Origin of the sequence: Pseudomonas sp. NPDC007930 (assembly GCF_042958985.1) — a bacterium.
In the GTDB taxonomy this organism is placed as follows: Bacteria; Pseudomonadota; Gammaproteobacteria; order Pseudomonadales; family Pseudomonadaceae; genus Aquipseudomonas.
Genome location: NZ_JBIBKC010000010.1, coordinates 15,630 through 31,109, shown reverse-complemented (window position 1 = coordinate 31,109; position 15,480 = coordinate 15,630). Strand labels below are relative to the sequence as shown.

18 protein-coding genes and 1 tRNA gene are annotated in these 15,480 nt (G+C 59.6%); 9 read left to right on the top strand and 10 right to left on the bottom strand.

Going from position 1 to position 15,480, the window contains the following annotated elements; translation table 11 throughout:
- Nucleotides 1–51: 51 nt before the first annotated feature.
- The 4 genes from ACFZCE_RS19270 to ACFZCE_RS19255 all read left to right on the top strand — a co-directional run bounded on the left by ACFZCE_RS19270 (nucleotide 52) and on the right by ACFZCE_RS19255 (nucleotide 3,661).
- Nucleotides 52–927 (top strand): WYL domain-containing protein, encoded by an 876-nt coding sequence (locus ACFZCE_RS19270; protein ID WP_390941925.1) that lies wholly within the window; start codon nucleotides 52–54, stop codon nucleotides 925–927.
- Nucleotides 928–982: 55 nt separating this feature from the next.
- Nucleotides 983–2,209, top strand: a complete 1,227-nt coding sequence (locus tag ACFZCE_RS19265; protein WP_390941923.1) for a hypothetical protein — start codon at nucleotides 983–985, stop codon at nucleotides 2,207–2,209.
- Between the two features lie 468 nt (nucleotides 2,210–2,677).
- Nucleotides 2,678–3,238, top strand: coding sequence for a hypothetical protein (locus ACFZCE_RS19260; RefSeq protein ID WP_390941921.1), 561 nt, complete (start codon nucleotides 2,678–2,680; stop codon nucleotides 3,236–3,238).
- 57 nt (nucleotides 3,239–3,295) lie between these two features.
- Nucleotides 3,296–3,661, top strand: a complete 366-nt coding sequence (locus tag ACFZCE_RS19255; protein ID WP_390941919.1) for a hypothetical protein — start codon at nucleotides 3,296–3,298, stop codon at nucleotides 3,659–3,661.
- Between the two features lie 286 nt (nucleotides 3,662–3,947).
- On the opposite strand, the gene ACFZCE_RS19250 is transcribed toward ACFZCE_RS19255, so the two are convergent.
- Together ACFZCE_RS19250 and ACFZCE_RS19245 are read right to left on the bottom strand one after the other, a co-directional pair.
- Complete coding sequence (locus tag ACFZCE_RS19250; RefSeq protein ID WP_390941917.1) at nucleotides 3,948–4,322, bottom strand: termination factor Rho; 375 nt, start codon at nucleotides 4,320–4,322, stop codon at nucleotides 3,948–3,950.
- Between the two features lie 403 nt (nucleotides 4,323–4,725).
- On the bottom strand, nucleotides 4,726–5,865 hold the full coding sequence (locus tag ACFZCE_RS19245; RefSeq protein ID WP_390941915.1) for an alcohol dehydrogenase catalytic domain-containing protein: 1,140 nt from the start codon (nucleotides 5,863–5,865) through the stop codon (nucleotides 4,726–4,728).
- Between the two features lie 231 nt (nucleotides 5,866–6,096).
- On the opposite strand from ACFZCE_RS19245, the gene ACFZCE_RS19240 reads away from it, so the two are divergent.
- From ACFZCE_RS19240 to ACFZCE_RS19230, 3 genes are all read left to right on the top strand, one after another.
- Entirely contained in the window at nucleotides 6,097–6,954 is an 858-nt protein-coding gene (locus tag ACFZCE_RS19240) for an SDR family oxidoreductase (RefSeq protein ID WP_390941913.1), read from the top strand.
- Between the two features lie 35 nt (nucleotides 6,955–6,989).
- On the top strand, nucleotides 6,990–7,142 hold the full coding sequence (locus ACFZCE_RS19235; RefSeq protein WP_390941911.1) for a hypothetical protein: 153 nt from the start codon (nucleotides 6,990–6,992) through the stop codon (nucleotides 7,140–7,142).
- 188 nt (nucleotides 7,143–7,330) lie between these two features.
- Complete coding sequence (locus ACFZCE_RS19230; RefSeq protein ID WP_390941908.1) at nucleotides 7,331–7,507, top strand: recombinase family protein; 177 nt, start codon at nucleotides 7,331–7,333, stop codon at nucleotides 7,505–7,507.
- 907 nt (nucleotides 7,508–8,414) lie between these two features.
- Here the strand turns inward: ACFZCE_RS19230 and ACFZCE_RS19225 are convergent.
- The 7 genes from ACFZCE_RS19225 to dapA form a co-directional block, all read right to left on the bottom strand.
- Entirely contained in the window at nucleotides 8,415–8,816 is a 402-nt protein-coding gene (locus ACFZCE_RS19225) for a response regulator (protein WP_390941906.1), read from the bottom strand.
- 149 nt (nucleotides 8,817–8,965) lie between these two features.
- The gene (locus ACFZCE_RS19220) at nucleotides 8,966–9,295 is read right to left on the bottom strand and encodes a hypothetical protein (protein ID WP_390941904.1); all 330 of its coding nucleotides are present in this window, start codon (nucleotides 9,293–9,295) and stop codon (nucleotides 8,966–8,968) included.
- A gap of 170 nt (nucleotides 9,296–9,465) precedes the next feature.
- Nucleotides 9,466–9,555, bottom strand: a tRNA-Ser gene (locus ACFZCE_RS19215).
- A gap of 94 nt (nucleotides 9,556–9,649) precedes the next feature.
- On the bottom strand, nucleotides 9,650–10,360 hold the full coding sequence (purC, locus tag ACFZCE_RS19210) for a phosphoribosylaminoimidazolesuccinocarboxamide synthase (RefSeq protein ID WP_390941902.1): 711 nt from the start codon (nucleotides 10,358–10,360) through the stop codon (nucleotides 9,650–9,652).
- A gap of 25 nt (nucleotides 10,361–10,385) precedes the next feature.
- Nucleotides 10,386–11,144 (bottom strand): MBL fold metallo-hydrolase, encoded by a 759-nt coding sequence (locus tag ACFZCE_RS19205; protein WP_390941900.1) that lies wholly within the window; start codon nucleotides 11,142–11,144, stop codon nucleotides 10,386–10,388.
- Nucleotides 11,145–12,266 carry an outer membrane protein assembly factor BamC gene (gene bamC / locus ACFZCE_RS19200; protein WP_390941898.1) on the bottom strand — a complete coding sequence of 374 codons (1,122 nt, stop codon included), beginning with the start codon at nucleotides 12,264–12,266 and terminating at the stop codon, nucleotides 11,145–11,147.
- 17 nt (nucleotides 12,267–12,283) lie between these two features.
- On the bottom strand, nucleotides 12,284–13,162 hold the full coding sequence (gene dapA / locus ACFZCE_RS19195; RefSeq protein ID WP_390941896.1) for a 4-hydroxy-tetrahydrodipicolinate synthase: 879 nt from the start codon (nucleotides 13,160–13,162) through the stop codon (nucleotides 12,284–12,286).
- A gap of 210 nt (nucleotides 13,163–13,372) precedes the next feature.
- Between dapA and ACFZCE_RS19190 the strand changes: the two genes are divergently transcribed.
- Both ACFZCE_RS19190 and ACFZCE_RS19185 read left to right on the top strand, forming a co-directional pair.
- Complete coding sequence (locus ACFZCE_RS19190) at nucleotides 13,373–13,933, top strand: ACT domain-containing protein (RefSeq protein WP_390941894.1); 561 nt, start codon at nucleotides 13,373–13,375, stop codon at nucleotides 13,931–13,933.
- A 9-nt stretch (nucleotides 13,934–13,942) separates the two neighbouring features.
- Nucleotides 13,943–14,404 (top strand): redoxin domain-containing protein, encoded by a 462-nt coding sequence (locus ACFZCE_RS19185; protein WP_390941892.1) that lies wholly within the window; start codon nucleotides 13,943–13,945, stop codon nucleotides 14,402–14,404.
- Between the two features lie 40 nt (nucleotides 14,405–14,444).
- Here ACFZCE_RS19185 and ACFZCE_RS19180 read toward each other — a convergent pair whose 3' ends face one another.
- The gene (locus ACFZCE_RS19180) at nucleotides 14,445–15,479 is read right to left on the bottom strand and encodes a methyl-accepting chemotaxis protein (protein WP_390942166.1); all 1,035 of its coding nucleotides are present in this window, start codon (nucleotides 15,477–15,479) and stop codon (nucleotides 14,445–14,447) included.
- Nucleotide 15,480 lies beyond the last annotated feature (1 nt).

The window sequence follows — 15,480 nt, the reverse complement described above, 5'->3', positions numbered from 1 at the left end:
CATCTGGAATGTTTACATGTTGAATCGAGCGCTCACCCACAGGCCCCGCGCATGAAACGCAAACAATCCATCGACGCCGTACGCTGGGATCTCGCCCTCCGCTACCGGCTGATCGAGACCGTCGCCTGGTGGGAAGGCCGGCTGACCACCAACCACCTGACCCAGAGCTTCGGCATCAGCCGCCAGCAAGCCTCCAAAGACATCAACAGCTACATCAACGACTACGCGCCGGACAACCTCGAGTACGACAAGCACGTAAAAGGCTACGTACCGGCGAAGGGCTTCAAGCCGGTGTTCATCGGTGACAGCGCCAGCGCCTACCTGCACCTGCTGAACCAGAACCACGAGCGCGCACCGCACATCGACGGCCTGGCCCTGGCGTATGCCCACACCGAGGTGCTGCAGGTGCCGGACCGCTCGGTCAGGCCTGAGGTTCTGCGCCCGCTGCTGCGCGCCTGCCGCGAAGGGCTGCGGCTGGAGTGTGAATATGTGTCGTTCGCCACCCCCGCCGCGGAAACCCGCCTGATCGCCCCGCACACGCTGGTGTACACCGGGATGCGCTGGCATGTGCGCGCCTACTGTGAAAAAAACCGCGACTATCGCGACTTCGTGCTCAGCCGCCTGCGTGGCGAGCCGGAGGTGCTCGATGACCACTCCGAGCACACTCGCGAGGCCGACACCGGCTGGAACACCGCCGTGCAGGTGATCATCGAGCCGGACTCACGGCTCAGGCCGGAACAAAAAGCGATCATTGAAACGGACTTCGGCATGCACGGCGGGCAGTTGCTGATCGATACCCGCGGGGCGTTGGTGCAATACGTGTTGCAGCGGTATCAGATTGACACCAACAAAGTGCATGCCAAGGCGGCGGCGCAGCAGATTGTGGTGGGCAACCTGGAGGCGCTGCGGCCGTGGCTGTACCCGTGAAGGCTAACCGCCGGCCCAGGGCGCTGCGCGGCCCGGCTCGCTCAAGGCCCCGCCCATGAGCTTTCTAGGCCAATTGTTTCGCTACCGCCCACGGGAGCTGCGCACCCCACTCGAAGACTTCCTCACTGAAGCGCTCGCACAGTGGCTGCGTGAATGCACCGCCGCGGGCCAACTGGGCCAGGTGCTGCGCACGCTGTTCCACACCGCGGAACAGCAACTGCCCACCGCCGCGGCCCTGGCGCAGGTACGTTGGGGCACCCAGCATGTGATCTACCTGCCGGGTTCGCTGGCGCACAACAAGCGGCCAGACCTGGTCGGCCACGGCCCTGGGTTCTTCATGATCATCGAGAACAAGGTGGCTGCCGGCTTTACCGAGCACACCGGCACCGACGGCGTGGAGCGCGTTGACCAGCTCCGGCTCTACCGGCAGTACCTCGATACTCGGCCAGAGCCGCACAAGGCCATCGTGCTGGTGACCCACAGCACCCTGCCGCCGGAGCATTGGCAAGACCCGGTGGTGAGCTGGCGGCGTATCAGCGGCTTTCTGCAACGCTCGCTGGCCCTTGGGCCAGGGAATGCCGCGCAGTTCATGGCCCGAAGCCTTTATGACTTTCTGGAGGAACAACAGATGAGTGGGGTACACCTGGAGCTGGCGGATATAGTGTCCCAGCCGGCTTATTTGCGCCTGCAGCAGGCCATGCTGGGGTTGGGGGCGCTGGGCCGGAAGGCGCTGGCGCAGGCGGTGCAAGCGCTGCCGGGCCAGGCAGGTGCTTTCACGGTGCTGCTGCCTACTGACAAGCCTGGCGCGTTCGCCGCGCCGGCGTTTTACGGGGCGATTCTGGCGGAGCGTACATCGGGCGCGCTGCACGAACGCCCGTTTTTCGCCTGGGCGGGTGTGCTTGCCCAGCCGGTTTATAGCTGCATCTACCCGCTGAACCCCGAGGTCCCGGAAGTGAGTGTAGGCACCGCGCTGTGGGTCGCCGGCCCTCAGCCTAGCGACGCACAAGCCGCCGCCCTGGATGCACTGGTCAGCGCGTTGGGCGGCGCCGAAGCCGGCTGGGCATGGGCGCCGGTCACCGGCCCAAAAGGTGAACTGAGCCTCCACCTGAGCAACCGCCTGTCGCTCATCGACCTCCGCCAGCGCGCCGGTGGCGGCCACTGGGACGACTACATCGAACGTTTTTACCAACAGCACTTGAAGGCGTTGCTGGAGGCGCTGACGAAGCCGAGCGGTATAGGCGGCATGACCTTCGAGCAGGCGCTGTATGCGCACTGCGCGTGACGGGGGCTTGAAGGGCCCATCACCCAGGACGCAAAAACAAAAAAACCCCGCAAGCTTTCACCTGCGGGGCTTTTCTAGATATGGCGGAGAGATAGGGATTCTCTCCGCCAGTTAGCAAAACCCCAGTAAACACAGCTATTTCGGCTTTCAATGTTTATTTTACGTACACTAAATACGTACAATGAACATCAAATGGAGGCCAAAATGGCAAACGACCTAGAACTACAAAGCGGTACCTACCATGTGCGGCTGGCAATCCCAAGCGACGTACAACAAGCGTTTGGCGGAAAAAAATTCTCTCAAAATCGTTAATGACCGGATCACATGCCCAAGCGATGGAGCTGCGCCTACCGGTACTCGCTGAGTGGAAAGCGCAGATCAAAGTCGCGCGGGTAGGTACTCCCGTCCCAGCTGGCTGGCAAGCACAGCTGGCCGCCCCCTAGTATTGCCCCTTGGAATTTTTCAGGTATGAGAATCGCGACTCTGCTTTCATTGTGCGGAATTTTCCTTTGCGCCCCCGCACTTTCTAACCAACAGTACGAGAACCCGTTAGATGAAGACCATACGAAGGAATGTAAGAAAATAGAAAAGGATTTCCACTACGGCCAAGACAATGTGAAATCAGCGCAATTCTTTTTCGTCAGAACCTACGTCATTCATGCGTTGCGATATGAACCTCAGTTTTTCACCAGCACGAAAATCCCATCACCACTAAAGGACACAGCGTTATCAATTGCAAAGCCGGAATACAATACATACTACGATGAAATATTGAATGACTATTCTGCTACTTACAAAGCAGCGTACCAACGGGGAATGTCGGGGACGGGTATTACCGAAGATCAGTTAAAAATTGCTTTGGGATGTCATATGCGCACGATCACTGATGTGAATTCGACTGCATACAAACAAGCATTCACCGCTGTCAAAAATGCCGCCGAGACAATTGAATTCACTTTGGCGAATGAACAACAAGAAAAGCTAGATCAGGAACGTAAAGTTAAACGGGAGAAAGAACTCCAAGCGTAGTATCGAGTACTTGAAAACCGACGAAACAATCCTTCCTCGAACGCAGCTGAAATAGGCATGTTCGCCAATAGAGCAGATCGCTGTACTACTTCGACAACAACAAATTTTGGTTTGTTGTCCGTCAGTGCTCAACCCGGATCGAAATTTTTGATTTTGGAAGCAACCATCAAAAATCTTAGTAACAATCCGCAAATCATCGTGCCCGGCAGCGTAATCATCAATAGCGGCAGCAAACCATATAGATTTAGTGTGACGGAAGAAATCATTGGTGATCCGCTGGCCATTCCAGACGATCCGATAAACCCATTGATCCCACAAAAAATTCGTGTAGTTTTCAGAATCCCAGATGAGGTCAGCGGTCTTGTTCGATGGGAACCCGGTTGGAACCCAGATCGTCTAGCAGTCAGCTGCGGTAAAATTTGACGAAATATTTAGGCCACCACAAAGAACAGCGCCATTAAGAGCTAGTGGGTACGAGGTACTAGGTACCTGCTACCGGTTCTAGATGGAACCAGACTAATAAGGTTACTGGAATGCATTGTGGTGGGTCTGGAAGGATCAAGGGCTAGGCGGAACGCCAACCGGCGTAATTCCTGCTAACAATGCTAACAGAACTTCTGAATGTCGCCGAATTCGTCTGGATCACATGGTTGATTGGAATCCCCCGACGCGGGCGGCGTAGCACCGCCCCTGGAGCAATGCTCACAACTCACTGCTGCAGTGCGTGGATCAGTTCGGTCTTGGACATAGTTGATCTGCCCGGAATATTCCTACTACGCGCCTCTACCAACAGGCTGGCTTTGGTTTGAGTTTCCAGTGAAGCTGAAGAATCGCGGGAATGTCCCTGACGGGTTTTGGCCGCACGCTTCGCAGTGTCTGATAGCGCTCCGTGTTTTCTCGAGGCCGACGTCTTTTGCCCCGAGCCCCCGGACTTCTCGCCTCCACCAGACTGTTTATTCACAGTGGCCCAGGCCCGTCCTTCGGCCTGCGCCTTCGGCACGCCGCGTTGCTCATATGACTTTTTGATCCGCTCGGCTTTGCGTTTCTGTTCTACGGTGTATTTGTCTTTGCTTCCACGGGCCATGGCACCCACCTCCGCGCTTTTGGAATGGCTTACTTACGTTGGGGAGTACGCGGCGAAAATGGTTCGAAGAACTTACTGAAAGCCGATGGGAGATCAGCCTGGATGGCGGCACCCACATCCGATGGCGCGTCCCCCAAGCCAGCATCGTCCAGCGTACAGACCTGTCTTGGAGCTGCTCGAACGATAGCTCGGATAAAACGGTCAGACACCTAAGGTTCCAGTGGTGCGCGAGTTGGCGTTGGAGAATGAGGGCTTTCGTGCGCCCCTGGCCACCAAGCCGACGGCATCAGATGCGCAGGCAGGCAACATTATTTTGATATTAAGTTTGATCATCTGTAGCTCCAGATAAACGTGGAAGGACCCGGCCTAGGGAAGCCCCCCCCGGCCAATCCTTCCCAAGAAATCACGCCGCAGGTTTAAGTACGACCTTTGTCCATCCTTCATCACGTGCGTCGAAATGCTTGTAGGCGTCAGGGCCCTGGTCAAGTTTCAGACTGTGAGAAATGATCTGCGAAGGGGATGCACGCCCGTGGTGGATTAGCTCGGCAAGGCGGCGATTATAAGCTTTTACGTTTGCCTGGCCGGTGCGCAATTGCTGCCCTTTAAACCAGAACGCTCCGAAGTCGAATGCCATCTTGCCTTCCTTCGCGAGATCGTTTTTGGCACCAGGGTCCTGCGGTACAAAGACTCCCACGGCCCCTATCCCACCCGTTGCCTTGGTCGAAGCAACAAGGTTATTCATCGTGAGGTGGTTTGCCTCATGGCCATGGTTATCGCAGCACTGATAACCGACGCATTCACAGCCTCGGTCAGTACCTTTGCCGTGCGTGAGGTTGAGAATTTGATCAACCGCTTCCTGCTCGAGGGAGTTGATCGGAGTGGCTCCGAGCTTCGCGGCAAGTGCCAATCGATCCGGGTGGTTATCCACCACAAACACCTGAGACGCGCCCTTGATCATGGCCGAGTGAGCGGCCATCAGCCCGACAGGGCCAGCGCCGTAGATGGCAATACTTTCGCCGGGGAGCAGCCCGGCCAACTCAGTAGCGTGCCAGCCCGTTGGAAAAATGTCGGAGAGCATGACGTAATCATCTTCCTTTTCCTGGGCATCTTCGGGGAGTACGAGGCAGTTGAAGTCGGCATAGGGGACACGTAGCAACTCAGCTTGGCCACCCTGATAGGGGCCCATCTCCGCAAAACCATAGGCAGCACCGGCGCTGCCCGGGTTTGCCGTCAAGCAAAAGCCAGTGAGGCCTTTTTCACAGTTCTCGCAGAAACCACAGCCAATATTGAAGGGCAGACACACCCGATCACCTACCTTGACCCGATCAACTCCAGCTCCAACCGCGATCACCTCTCCCAGATTCTCATGGCCAAACACTCGGCCAGTCTCGAATGAGGTGCGCCCTTCGTACATGTGCAAATCCGAACCGCAGATGTTTGTCGTCGTGACGCGAACGACAGCGTCAGTAGGCTTTTCGATCCTCGCGTCCGGGACATTTTGAATGCTGACGTCACGAGGGCCGTTATAGACGATTGCTTTCATTTCGTTCTCCTGGCGGGGCATGAATGTTTCGCGTGTTCACCCAACATCAGTCCGGGTCGCGTTGATCTTCGTTCAAGGAATATCAAATGTGGGCGGACGGAAGGCCGCGTGGGTTGTCGTGCTTGGGCCGGTGAGTCGGGGGATTCGAGCCTCGCCGAAAAATCTTGAACCGCCCGTAATTCAGGCCAGTCGGAACCTCATGCCCCCCATTTCCTATTGAGGAACGTGATCATGAAAACCTACCCGACTCCTCCGTTTGACGACCAACCGCAAGCGGCACCCGGCAGCCAGCACAAGATGCACCCGGTTCCCGACTGTGGCGAAGAGAGCTACGTCGGTAGTGGCCGGCTGGCTGGAAAAAAGGCATTGATCACGGGTGCCGATAGCGGAATCGGTCGAGCAGTCGCGATAGCCTTTGCCCGAGAGGGTGCCGACGTTGCCATCGCTTATTTGAATGAGCATGAGGACGCCACGGAGACTGCCAACTGGATCGAGGCCGCAGGTCGTAATTGCGTATTGTTACCTGGTGACCTGGCCGACCGCGATCAGTGCCTCGCGGTAGTGGAGCAGACGGTTGCGGCTTTTGGCCGGATCGACATTCTCGTGAATAACGCCGCCTTCCAAGCCACCCATAGCTCATTGTCAGAGATTGCCGATGAGGATTGGGTACGGGCCATGAACGTTAACGTGACCGGGATGTTTCGCATCTGTCAGGCAGCCGAACCTCACATGAAGCCGGGCAGCTCAATCATCAATACAAGCTCGGTCAACTCGGACATGCCCAGCCCTTCGCTGCTCATGTACAGCACAACGAAGGCCGCCATTGCCAATTTCACTGCTGGGCTCGCGCAACTGCTGGGCGAGAAGAACATTCGGGTCAATAGCGTGGCGCCGGGGCCTATTTGGACTCCCCTGATCGTCTCCACCATGAGCAGCGAAGACGTTAAGTCTTTCGGCTCTCAGACCCCTTTGAAACGCCCTGGACAGCCAGTTGAGGTAGCCCCGCTATACGTGATGCTTGCCTCCGATGAGTCCAGCTACGTGTCTGGGTCGCGTCTAGGCGTAACCGGCGGTAAGCCGATTCTGTAACTCGTCCCACCCGAACCAGTTATTGGGAGTACTTCATGCAAAAGCCTATTTTTCGTTTCCTGGCCATCGCAGTTTGCACAGTTGCACTGCACGGTTGCTTCGACAGCAGCAGCAAAAATAACAATGAAAACGCCGACAAAAGTAAGGCGTCGGTGCAGATGCAGCAAAGCGATACAGAAAAGAAGTGATCGCTACTCGGCAACTCTTATGGTCGGCGGCCGCATGTCCAAAACATCCACACGCTCACTTCTGACAAGCCCCTATCACGCTCTCGGACGGTGTCAACCCCAGCGCATATCACTGGGGTCTAGAAGATCGAACTCAACCACTACTTCCACCTATATTAGTTGCCAAGCTCGACCGAATTGGACGCGATGTGGGTCATATCGCAGACCTGATGAAGCGTGCAACGTTGAAGGTTGCAACCATGCCCCATGCAGATAATTTCCAACTGCACCTTTTTGCAGCCCTTGCTGAACAGGAACGCGAATTCATTGCTAGCCGAACCAAAGATGCTTTGGCAGCTCTGAAGCGAGATGCATTGCAGGGTTAAGCTGAGGCGCTTGCCAAGGTTGCCAATCGGACAGCTACCCTCACCCGGGGCCGTACCCAAGCCAACCGGGCCAAGGCACTAGATGCAGTGCAAGCAAGGGTTTCGAGCTGGGGCGAAAGTATCCGTGATCCCTTTGACCTTTGCATACGTAAAGGAGCTATTACCTTGAAGGCGGTTGCAGAATGTATGAACGCAAAAGGCGTAACCACAAGTAGAGGGGGTGAATGGTCTCCAATGCAGGTGAAACGCGCTATGCAGACCTTGGGATTGTCATTCCCCGAACGCTAACATTCCATTGGCTATCATGCTTCGGTGATCAAAAACGGCCAACGCACACTGAGTACTGCTTTGGGTGGTCTGGGCGGGAATCATGCAGTCATTTGCATCCATCCCGGAGGCGACGCTACCATTCGACGGGTGGCAATTGGAAAATTTTGGTATAGGTTCATCTTTCCGCCGCCGTCGTAGCGCACGCCCAGGACGGTCGGACGAACCGGCGTGTACATGCGAATCAGAAGGTCAGCATGACGACTTGGTACCGGAAACCATTAGGGCATGGCCCTGCCGTATTTCAAAGCCTTCGCCAGCTTCGCGAGCTTCGTTGCAGTCACGACAGAAATTTCAGCGAAAGCTCCGTATTCATCGCGGCCCTTGACGTGCCGAATGGTGAAATGTGGCTGTACATCCCGCCGGGCAACAGTGACTTTGCAGAGGTCTACCTCGCAGAGCCTTGCAGCGAACCTGTGTTTGACCGGAATACGTTAATTGAGCTTTCTACCGAAGCCCACCCGGCCCAACCCCCAGTCAGAACCCTAAACGTCGATGGGGCACTTGTAGAGGAACACCGTTTCAATTTACCGAGCCGCGCAGTGCTTGAATCGGGAATGGACCCCTACCAAGATGAGAGTCAACCCGCCGACATGGCCACGAGCATCACCACAAGGGTGCGAAGCTGATCCAGCGTCCATGGCTTCGGAAGGAGCGTTATGCCCGGATGTGCGTGCATCTCCAATGCCCTTCCTGTGGTTAGTACAATTGGCATCGCAGGGTAACGTTCATGGAGCATCTGGGCTAATTCGCTGCCATCAAGTTGGCCAGACATGTTCCAGTCCGTAATCACTAGCTTCACGGTGGTAGGGAACCGCATGATGTGCATCAGGGCTTCATCCGCAGTACCGAATTGCATTGCATGGAAGCCTATTTCATCAAGGGCCTCGGCCGTTAACATTCTCACGAGGTCGTCGTCATCCACGACAATCACCGTGCCGGTGGATAACGCGGGCTGCGTTTCTTTGAGAACGTTTTCCAACGAGAGCGGCCTGTAAAGATTGAGCGATCCGCGTCTGACCTAAGCCAATGTACGAAGGTTCCAAACTAGCTGCATAAAGCCATCATCCCCCACATAAGGGATCAAGCTACGTCAATGGTGGTTCATCTGCATCAAAGTCAGGCGGCCGGCTATCGACGATAAGCATTGCCGAAAATGTCCCCGACATCGGACAGTGCGGCCTTGCTGATTGCGTCTGCAAGCCGTTCCCGACAGGTTGCCAAGCCACTCTCAAGCTCGATGATTCTCGCGTGCTGCCGAAGAATCCGTTTTTGATCCTGATCGTGCAGCGCAAGAAGCTTGGCAATGCGCCTGCGGCATGAAGCCAACTCTCTTGCCAGCTCTTCCCCTTCATGTTCGAGCAGTGTGCATTGGTGCCGCCACATCTGTTCCATCGTGGGTACGCCCAGACTGAAATCCGGCTCATCGGCGTCAAGGTAAGGGGGCTGATCATCAGGCACGGCGAATCACTCAAATACTGTACGCATAGACAGTATTGAGCAACGATAGGGGTTTAGGCAATTAGGATTTTCAAACGCACGACGTAAGGCAAAATTCTCTACGTACAATGCGCAAAGCCCAAAAACGAAAAAACCCCTTAAATCAATGATTTAAGGGGCTCTACGTATAGTGGCGGAGAGATAGGGATTTGAACCCTAGGTGCCATTGCTGACACAACGGATTTCGAATCCGTCCCGTTCGACCACTCCGGCATCTCTCCAATGGCGCGCATCATACCAGCACTTTCGCCTGGCACAAACCCCTTTTCAGAAAAAAAACCGAAAAGGATCAGCTATTTGCGCGCCTTGGCTGAATCAGAGCGGCACACCGAGGCGGGCAGCGACTTCTTCGTAGGCTTCGATCACGCCGCCCAGGCCCTGGCGGAAGCGGTCCTTGTCCATCTTCTTGCGGGTTTCCTTGTCCCACAGGCGGCAGCCGTCGGGGCTGAATTCGTCGCCCAGCACGATCTGGCCGTGGAACACGCCGAATTCCAGCTTGAAATCGACCAGCAGCAGGCCTGCGTCGTCGAACAGCTTGCTCAGCACTTCGTTGACCTTCAGCGACAGCGCCTTCATGGTCGCCAGTTGCTCGGCGGTGCCCCAGCCGAACGCCACCACGTGGGATTCGTTGATGAACGGGTCGCCCATGGCGTCGTTCTTCAGGAACAGTTCGAAGGTCGACGGGGTGAGCTGCTTGCCCTCCTCGATGCCCAGGCGCTTGACCAGGCTGCCGGCGGCGAAGTTACGCACCACGCACTCGACCGGGATCATGTCGAGTTTTTTCACCAGGCATTCGTTGTCGCCCAGCAGGGCGTCGAACTGGGTCGGCACGCCGGCGGCTTCGAGTTTTTGCATGATGAAGGCGTTGAACTTGTTGTTCACCATGCCCTTGCGGTCGAGCTGCTCGATACGCTTGCCGTCGAAGGCCGAGGTGTCGTTGCGAAACAGCAGGATCAGGCGGTCGGCATCGTCGGTTTTGTACACCGACTTGGCTTTGCCGCGGTAGAGTTCTTCGCGTTTTTCCATGATGGCTCCGAAGGAAAATAAAGGCTCAGGCGATCTCGCGCCAGTCTAGCCCAGAGGCTTGGTCGGCCACCTGCAGCCAGGCCGGGTCGCACCCCAAGGTATCGACGAACCGGTCACGGGCCAGCCGGGGCTGGTTGTTCTTGCTGCTCAGGTGGGCCAGGACCAAGTGCTGCAGGCCCTGCCAACCGAGCTCGGCCACCAGGTTTGCGGCCTGGTGGTTGTTCAAATGGCCCCTGTCGCCGCCTACCCGTTGCTTCAGGAACCACGGGTAAGGCCCGGCAGCCAGCAGGTCGCGACAGTGGTTGGCCTCGATCATCAGCGCATCGAGGCCTTCATAATGCTTGAGCACCCGCGGGCAGTAAGAGCCCAGGTCGGTCAGCAGGCCAAAGCGCCGCTGGCCGTTGTTGAACACGTACTGGGTGGGCTCGCGGGCGTCGTGTTCCACGCCGACCACGCTCACCTGCAGCTCACCGATGTCGAAACGGTCGCCACAGCGCACATGGCGGGCGGCCGGCACCGGTTTGCGCAAGCCGTTGGCGGTGCCTTCGCTCAAATACACCGGCACAGTGTAGCGCTGCGCCAGCAACGCCACCCCATGCACGTGGTCGGCATGTTCGTGGGTGAGCAGTACCGCGCTCAACTGCCGGGCATGCACACCCAGCAACGCCAGCCGGCGCTCGGTTTCCCGCAGGGAGAAACCGCAGTCGACCAGCACCAGGGTGTTGCCCTGGGCGACCAGTGTGCCATTCCCTTGGCTGCCGCTTCCGAGTACCGCGAAGCGCACTTAGCCGAGGTTATCCTGGATCACGTTGAGCACGCGGCGCGACACATCGGCCGGCGCCACGGTGTTGATGTTTTTCTCGACGGTGACTTCCACCCCATCACCCACCTTGCTCAGGCGCACCTGGTAGCGTTCGGCGCGGGCTTCGAGCTCTTCCTTAGTCGGCGTGTGGCCGAACATGCGGCCGAAGAAGCCAGGCTTGTTGTCTTCAGGGTTACCGGGCTTCTCGGCCAGGTTGATGTAGTACAGGCCCAGGCTGCGGTTGACGTCTTCGACGCGCCACTGGCCGTGGTCGAGCGCGCGGCCGACGCTGGTCCAGGCGCGGTCGAGGTCGGTGCCGACCGTCAGGACCGGGTTGCCGCTGCCGTCTTCGCTCAGGCTGACGCGGCTGGGGGCGTCGTAGTCGCGGGCGGCGAGCATGGAGATCGAACCGCCTTTTTCGGCGCCGCGGGTCAGGCTGGCGAGCATCTGGTCGACCAGGGTCGCGTCCATGCCATTGCCGGTCGGGCGGGTCGGGAAGGCGACGTCAGCGCTGCTGCCGGCCGGGCGCTGGGCGCTGGTCAGGTAGATTTCGCTGGAGTTGCGCGCCACGCCCGGCTCGATGCGCACGTGCACACGGGCCTCGATGTCGCTGCCCGGCGCGGTGGCGCGCAGGTGGTCGGCCAGGGCCCCGGAAAGCTCGCCCAGCGGCTGCCAGGCGGTGCTGAATTCACCGGTTGTGGCTTTGTCGTCGACGATACGGAAACCGTTGTCTTCGAAGAACTGGTGGGCCAGCGGCCAGGCTTCGGCCGGCGGGTGCTGGGCCAGGATCCAGCTGGAACCGGCGCTGCGCTGCAGGGTGAAGTCGCTGGTTTCAGCGGCCACCTGCAAGGGTTGCGGGCGCGGCACTTCGAAGCGCTGCTTGTCGGCCTGGGAATCGGCCACGTTGCGCGGGATCGGCAGCAGCGGGTCGAGCCGCTTGCTGTTCTGTACATCGGTGGGGACTTCCATCGGCGCGGTCTGGCGCGCGTCCAGGTAATCGTTGCCACGGTCACGGAAATAGCCGTGCTCGCCCATCAGCCAACTGCACCCACTGGTGCCGGAAATGATGACGGCCAGGGCGGAAAGACCAACCAAACGCTTCATGCGGTGTACTTCCTCGATCAAACCAGGACGCCGGACTGGCGCAGGGCCTGCCGCAGCGGTTCGTGACAGGCATCGCTGAGCCAGGTCAGCGGCAGGCGAATGCCCTCGGGCATCAGGCCCATTTCATGCAGCGCCCACTTCACCGGAATCGGGTTGGCTTCGATGAACAGGTTTTTGTGCAGCGGCATCAGTTTTTCGTTGATGGCGCGGGCGGTGCCGGCGTCGCCTTTCATCGCGGCGGCGCACATGTCGGCCACGTCGCGCGGGGCGACGTTGGCGGTGACCGAAATATTGCCCTTGCCGCCGAGCAGGATGAGTTCGACCGCGGTGAGGTCATCGCCAGACATCAGGATGAAGTCGCCGTCGGTGCGCTCGAGGATCTGCTTGGCCCGCGCCATGTCGCCGGTGGCCTCTTTGATGCCGACGATGTTCGGCACCTTCGCCAGCCGCGCGACGGTGTCGGCGAGCATGTCGCAGGCGGTACGGCCCGGCACGTTGTAGAGGATCTGCGGGATGGCCACCGCCTCGGCGATGTGCTTGAAGTGCTGGTACAGGCCCTCTTGCGTGGGCTTGTTGTAGTACGGGGTGACCAGCAGGCAGGCGTCTGCACCGGCGTTTTTGGCGTTCTGGGTAAGCTCGACGGCTTCGCGGGTGGAGTTGGCGCCGGTACCGGCGATCACCGGGATGCGTTTGTTCACCTGCTGCACGACACGGCGGATGACCTCGATGTGTTCGTTCACGTCGAGCGTGGCCGACTCACCCGTGGTACCAACGGCGACGATGGCGTCGGTGCCGTTGTTGAGGTGGAAGTCCACCAGTTTCTCCAGGCTGCCCCAGTCGAGTTCGCCTTTGGCGCTCATCGGAGTGACCAGTGCCACCATGCTGCCCGTGTACATGCAACCGCTCCTTCCCAAAAAGTGCGGTAATGGTACTGGCGCGGTCGGCCTTGCACAAGCGACCAACCGCAGCGTGAGCATTCCCCCGGGCGGCGAATTTCGTTACCCTTCCATACTTTGGTCGGCAGGCTCGGGCGGCCACCCTGCCAGCCGTTCGTCGCCGTTTACCGGCGGCGGCGCCCCGACCGTCCATCGCTTTAGGAAGGCTGCATGTCCACCCCACCCGTTCGCGAACAATTCCTCGTCATCAGTGCCCTGGGCCGCAACCCCATGGAGCTGGCCAGCCTGCTCAGCCGGGCGGCCCACGACAACCGCTGTTCGGTGGTCACCTCGCGCCTCACCCGCCACGGCGAATTCAGCGCCCTGGTGCTGCAGGTGTCGGGTAGCTGGGACGCGCTGGCGCGCCTCGAAGCCGGCCTGCCGGCCCTGGCCAAGCGCCATGAGATGACCGCCAGCGTGGTCCGTAGCGGCAACCTCGAGGCGCGCCCGCTGGCCCTGCCCTACGTGGCCTACGTCAGCTCGGTGTACCGCCCCGACATCATCAGCGAGCTGTGCCAGTTCTTCATCGATCACAACATCGACCTCGAGAACCTCACCTGCGACACCTACCAGGCGCCGCAAACCGGCGGGCTGATGCTCAACGCCACCTTCACCGTGACCTTGCCGGCCGGTGTGCAAATCAGCTGGCTGCGTGATCAGTTCCTCGATTTCGCCGACGCCATGAACCTCGACGCGCTGATCGAACCCTGGCGCCCGCAAAACCCCGTATAAGGACCTCCCATGGCCGTTGCCCTCGACCAACCCGTTGCCGATTTCACCGCCCAGGCCACCCGTGGCGAAGTCTCGCTGGCCGCGCTCAAGGGCCGCAAGGTGGTGCTGTATTTCTACCCCAAGGACAGCACCCCTGGCTGCACCACCGAGGGCCAGGGCTTTCGCGATGCCTACGCGGCGTTCCAGGCGGCCGGCACCGAGGTGTTCGGGGTGTCGCGCGACGGGCTGAAAAGCCATGAGAACTTCATCGCCAAGCAGGGCTTCCCGTTCGCGCTGATCAGCGACAAGGACGAAGCCCTCTGCCAGCTGTTCGACGTGATCAAGCTGAAGAAGCTCTACGGCAAGGAATACCTGGGCGTAGACCGCAGCACCTTCCTGATCGACGCCAATGGCGTACTGCGCCAGGAATGGCGCGGGGTGAAGGTGCCTGGGCATGTAGACGCGGTGCTGGCGGCGGCGCAGGCGCTGTAGGGCTCATCGCCCGGCACAGCCGGGCGAAGGGCCGGCCCCCCTAGCGATTGAACCGCGCCGCCAACCCATGCAGGTACTCCGCCATGCGCTCCAGCTCTTCGCTGATCTGCGCCCCCTGGCGGGCCTGGTTGGCGCTGTCGTCGCACAGTTGGGCGATGCGGGTGATCTGCTGGTTGATGTCTTCGGCCACATGGCTTTGCTCTTCAGACGCCGTGGCCATCTGCTGGCTCATGCCGCTGATCCGCGTGACCGCTTCGCCGATCCCTTCCAGCGCGGCCTTGACCGCTTCCACGCTCTCCACGCTTTGCCGGGAAATCTGCTCGCCCTTGCCCGCGGTGGCCACCGCGCGGTCGGCGCCGGCGCGCAGTGAGCCGATGATCTGGTGAATCTGCTCGGTGGAGGTGCGGGTGCGCATCGCCAGTTGCCGCACTTCGTCGGCCACCACCGCAAAGCCGCGGCCCTGCTCGCCGGCCCGCGCCGCTTCGATGGCGGCGTTGAGCGCCAGCAAATTGGTTTGCTCGGCGATGCCGGTGATCACGTCGGCCACCCCGCCAATGCTCTGGGTTTGCTCGGCGAGGTCATTCACCGCCTGGCCGATCGCGCTGACCGCCTCGGCCATGTGGCGCATGGCGCCGAGGCTTTCATCGGCCAACTGGCTGCCGTCGCGGGCCAGGCGGTCGGCGTCTGTGGCGGCGCTGGCGGTGGCCTGCACATTGTGGGTCACTTCCTGGATGGTCGCGGCCATTTCGGCGATGGCGGTGGCCGACTGGTCGGTTTCGCTGCGCTGGCGCTCCAGGGCCTGGGCCTGGCTTTGCGACAGCTGCGCCGATTCACCCGCGCGCGCCTTCACGCTGATCCCGGCGTCGACCAGGCGGGTCAGCGCGGTTTGCAGGCGGGCTTCTTCGCTGAACATGGCCAGGTCGACCTGGGCCTGGGCGCCGAACTGGTCGCTGTAGGTCAGCGCCACCAATGGGCTGGTAAAGGCCTTGGGGTGATCGCCCAAGGTGCGCGCCAGCGCCCGCCGCTGCAGGGCGATGCTCCAGCCGGCGCTCACCGCCACGCCGAGCAAGGTCAGC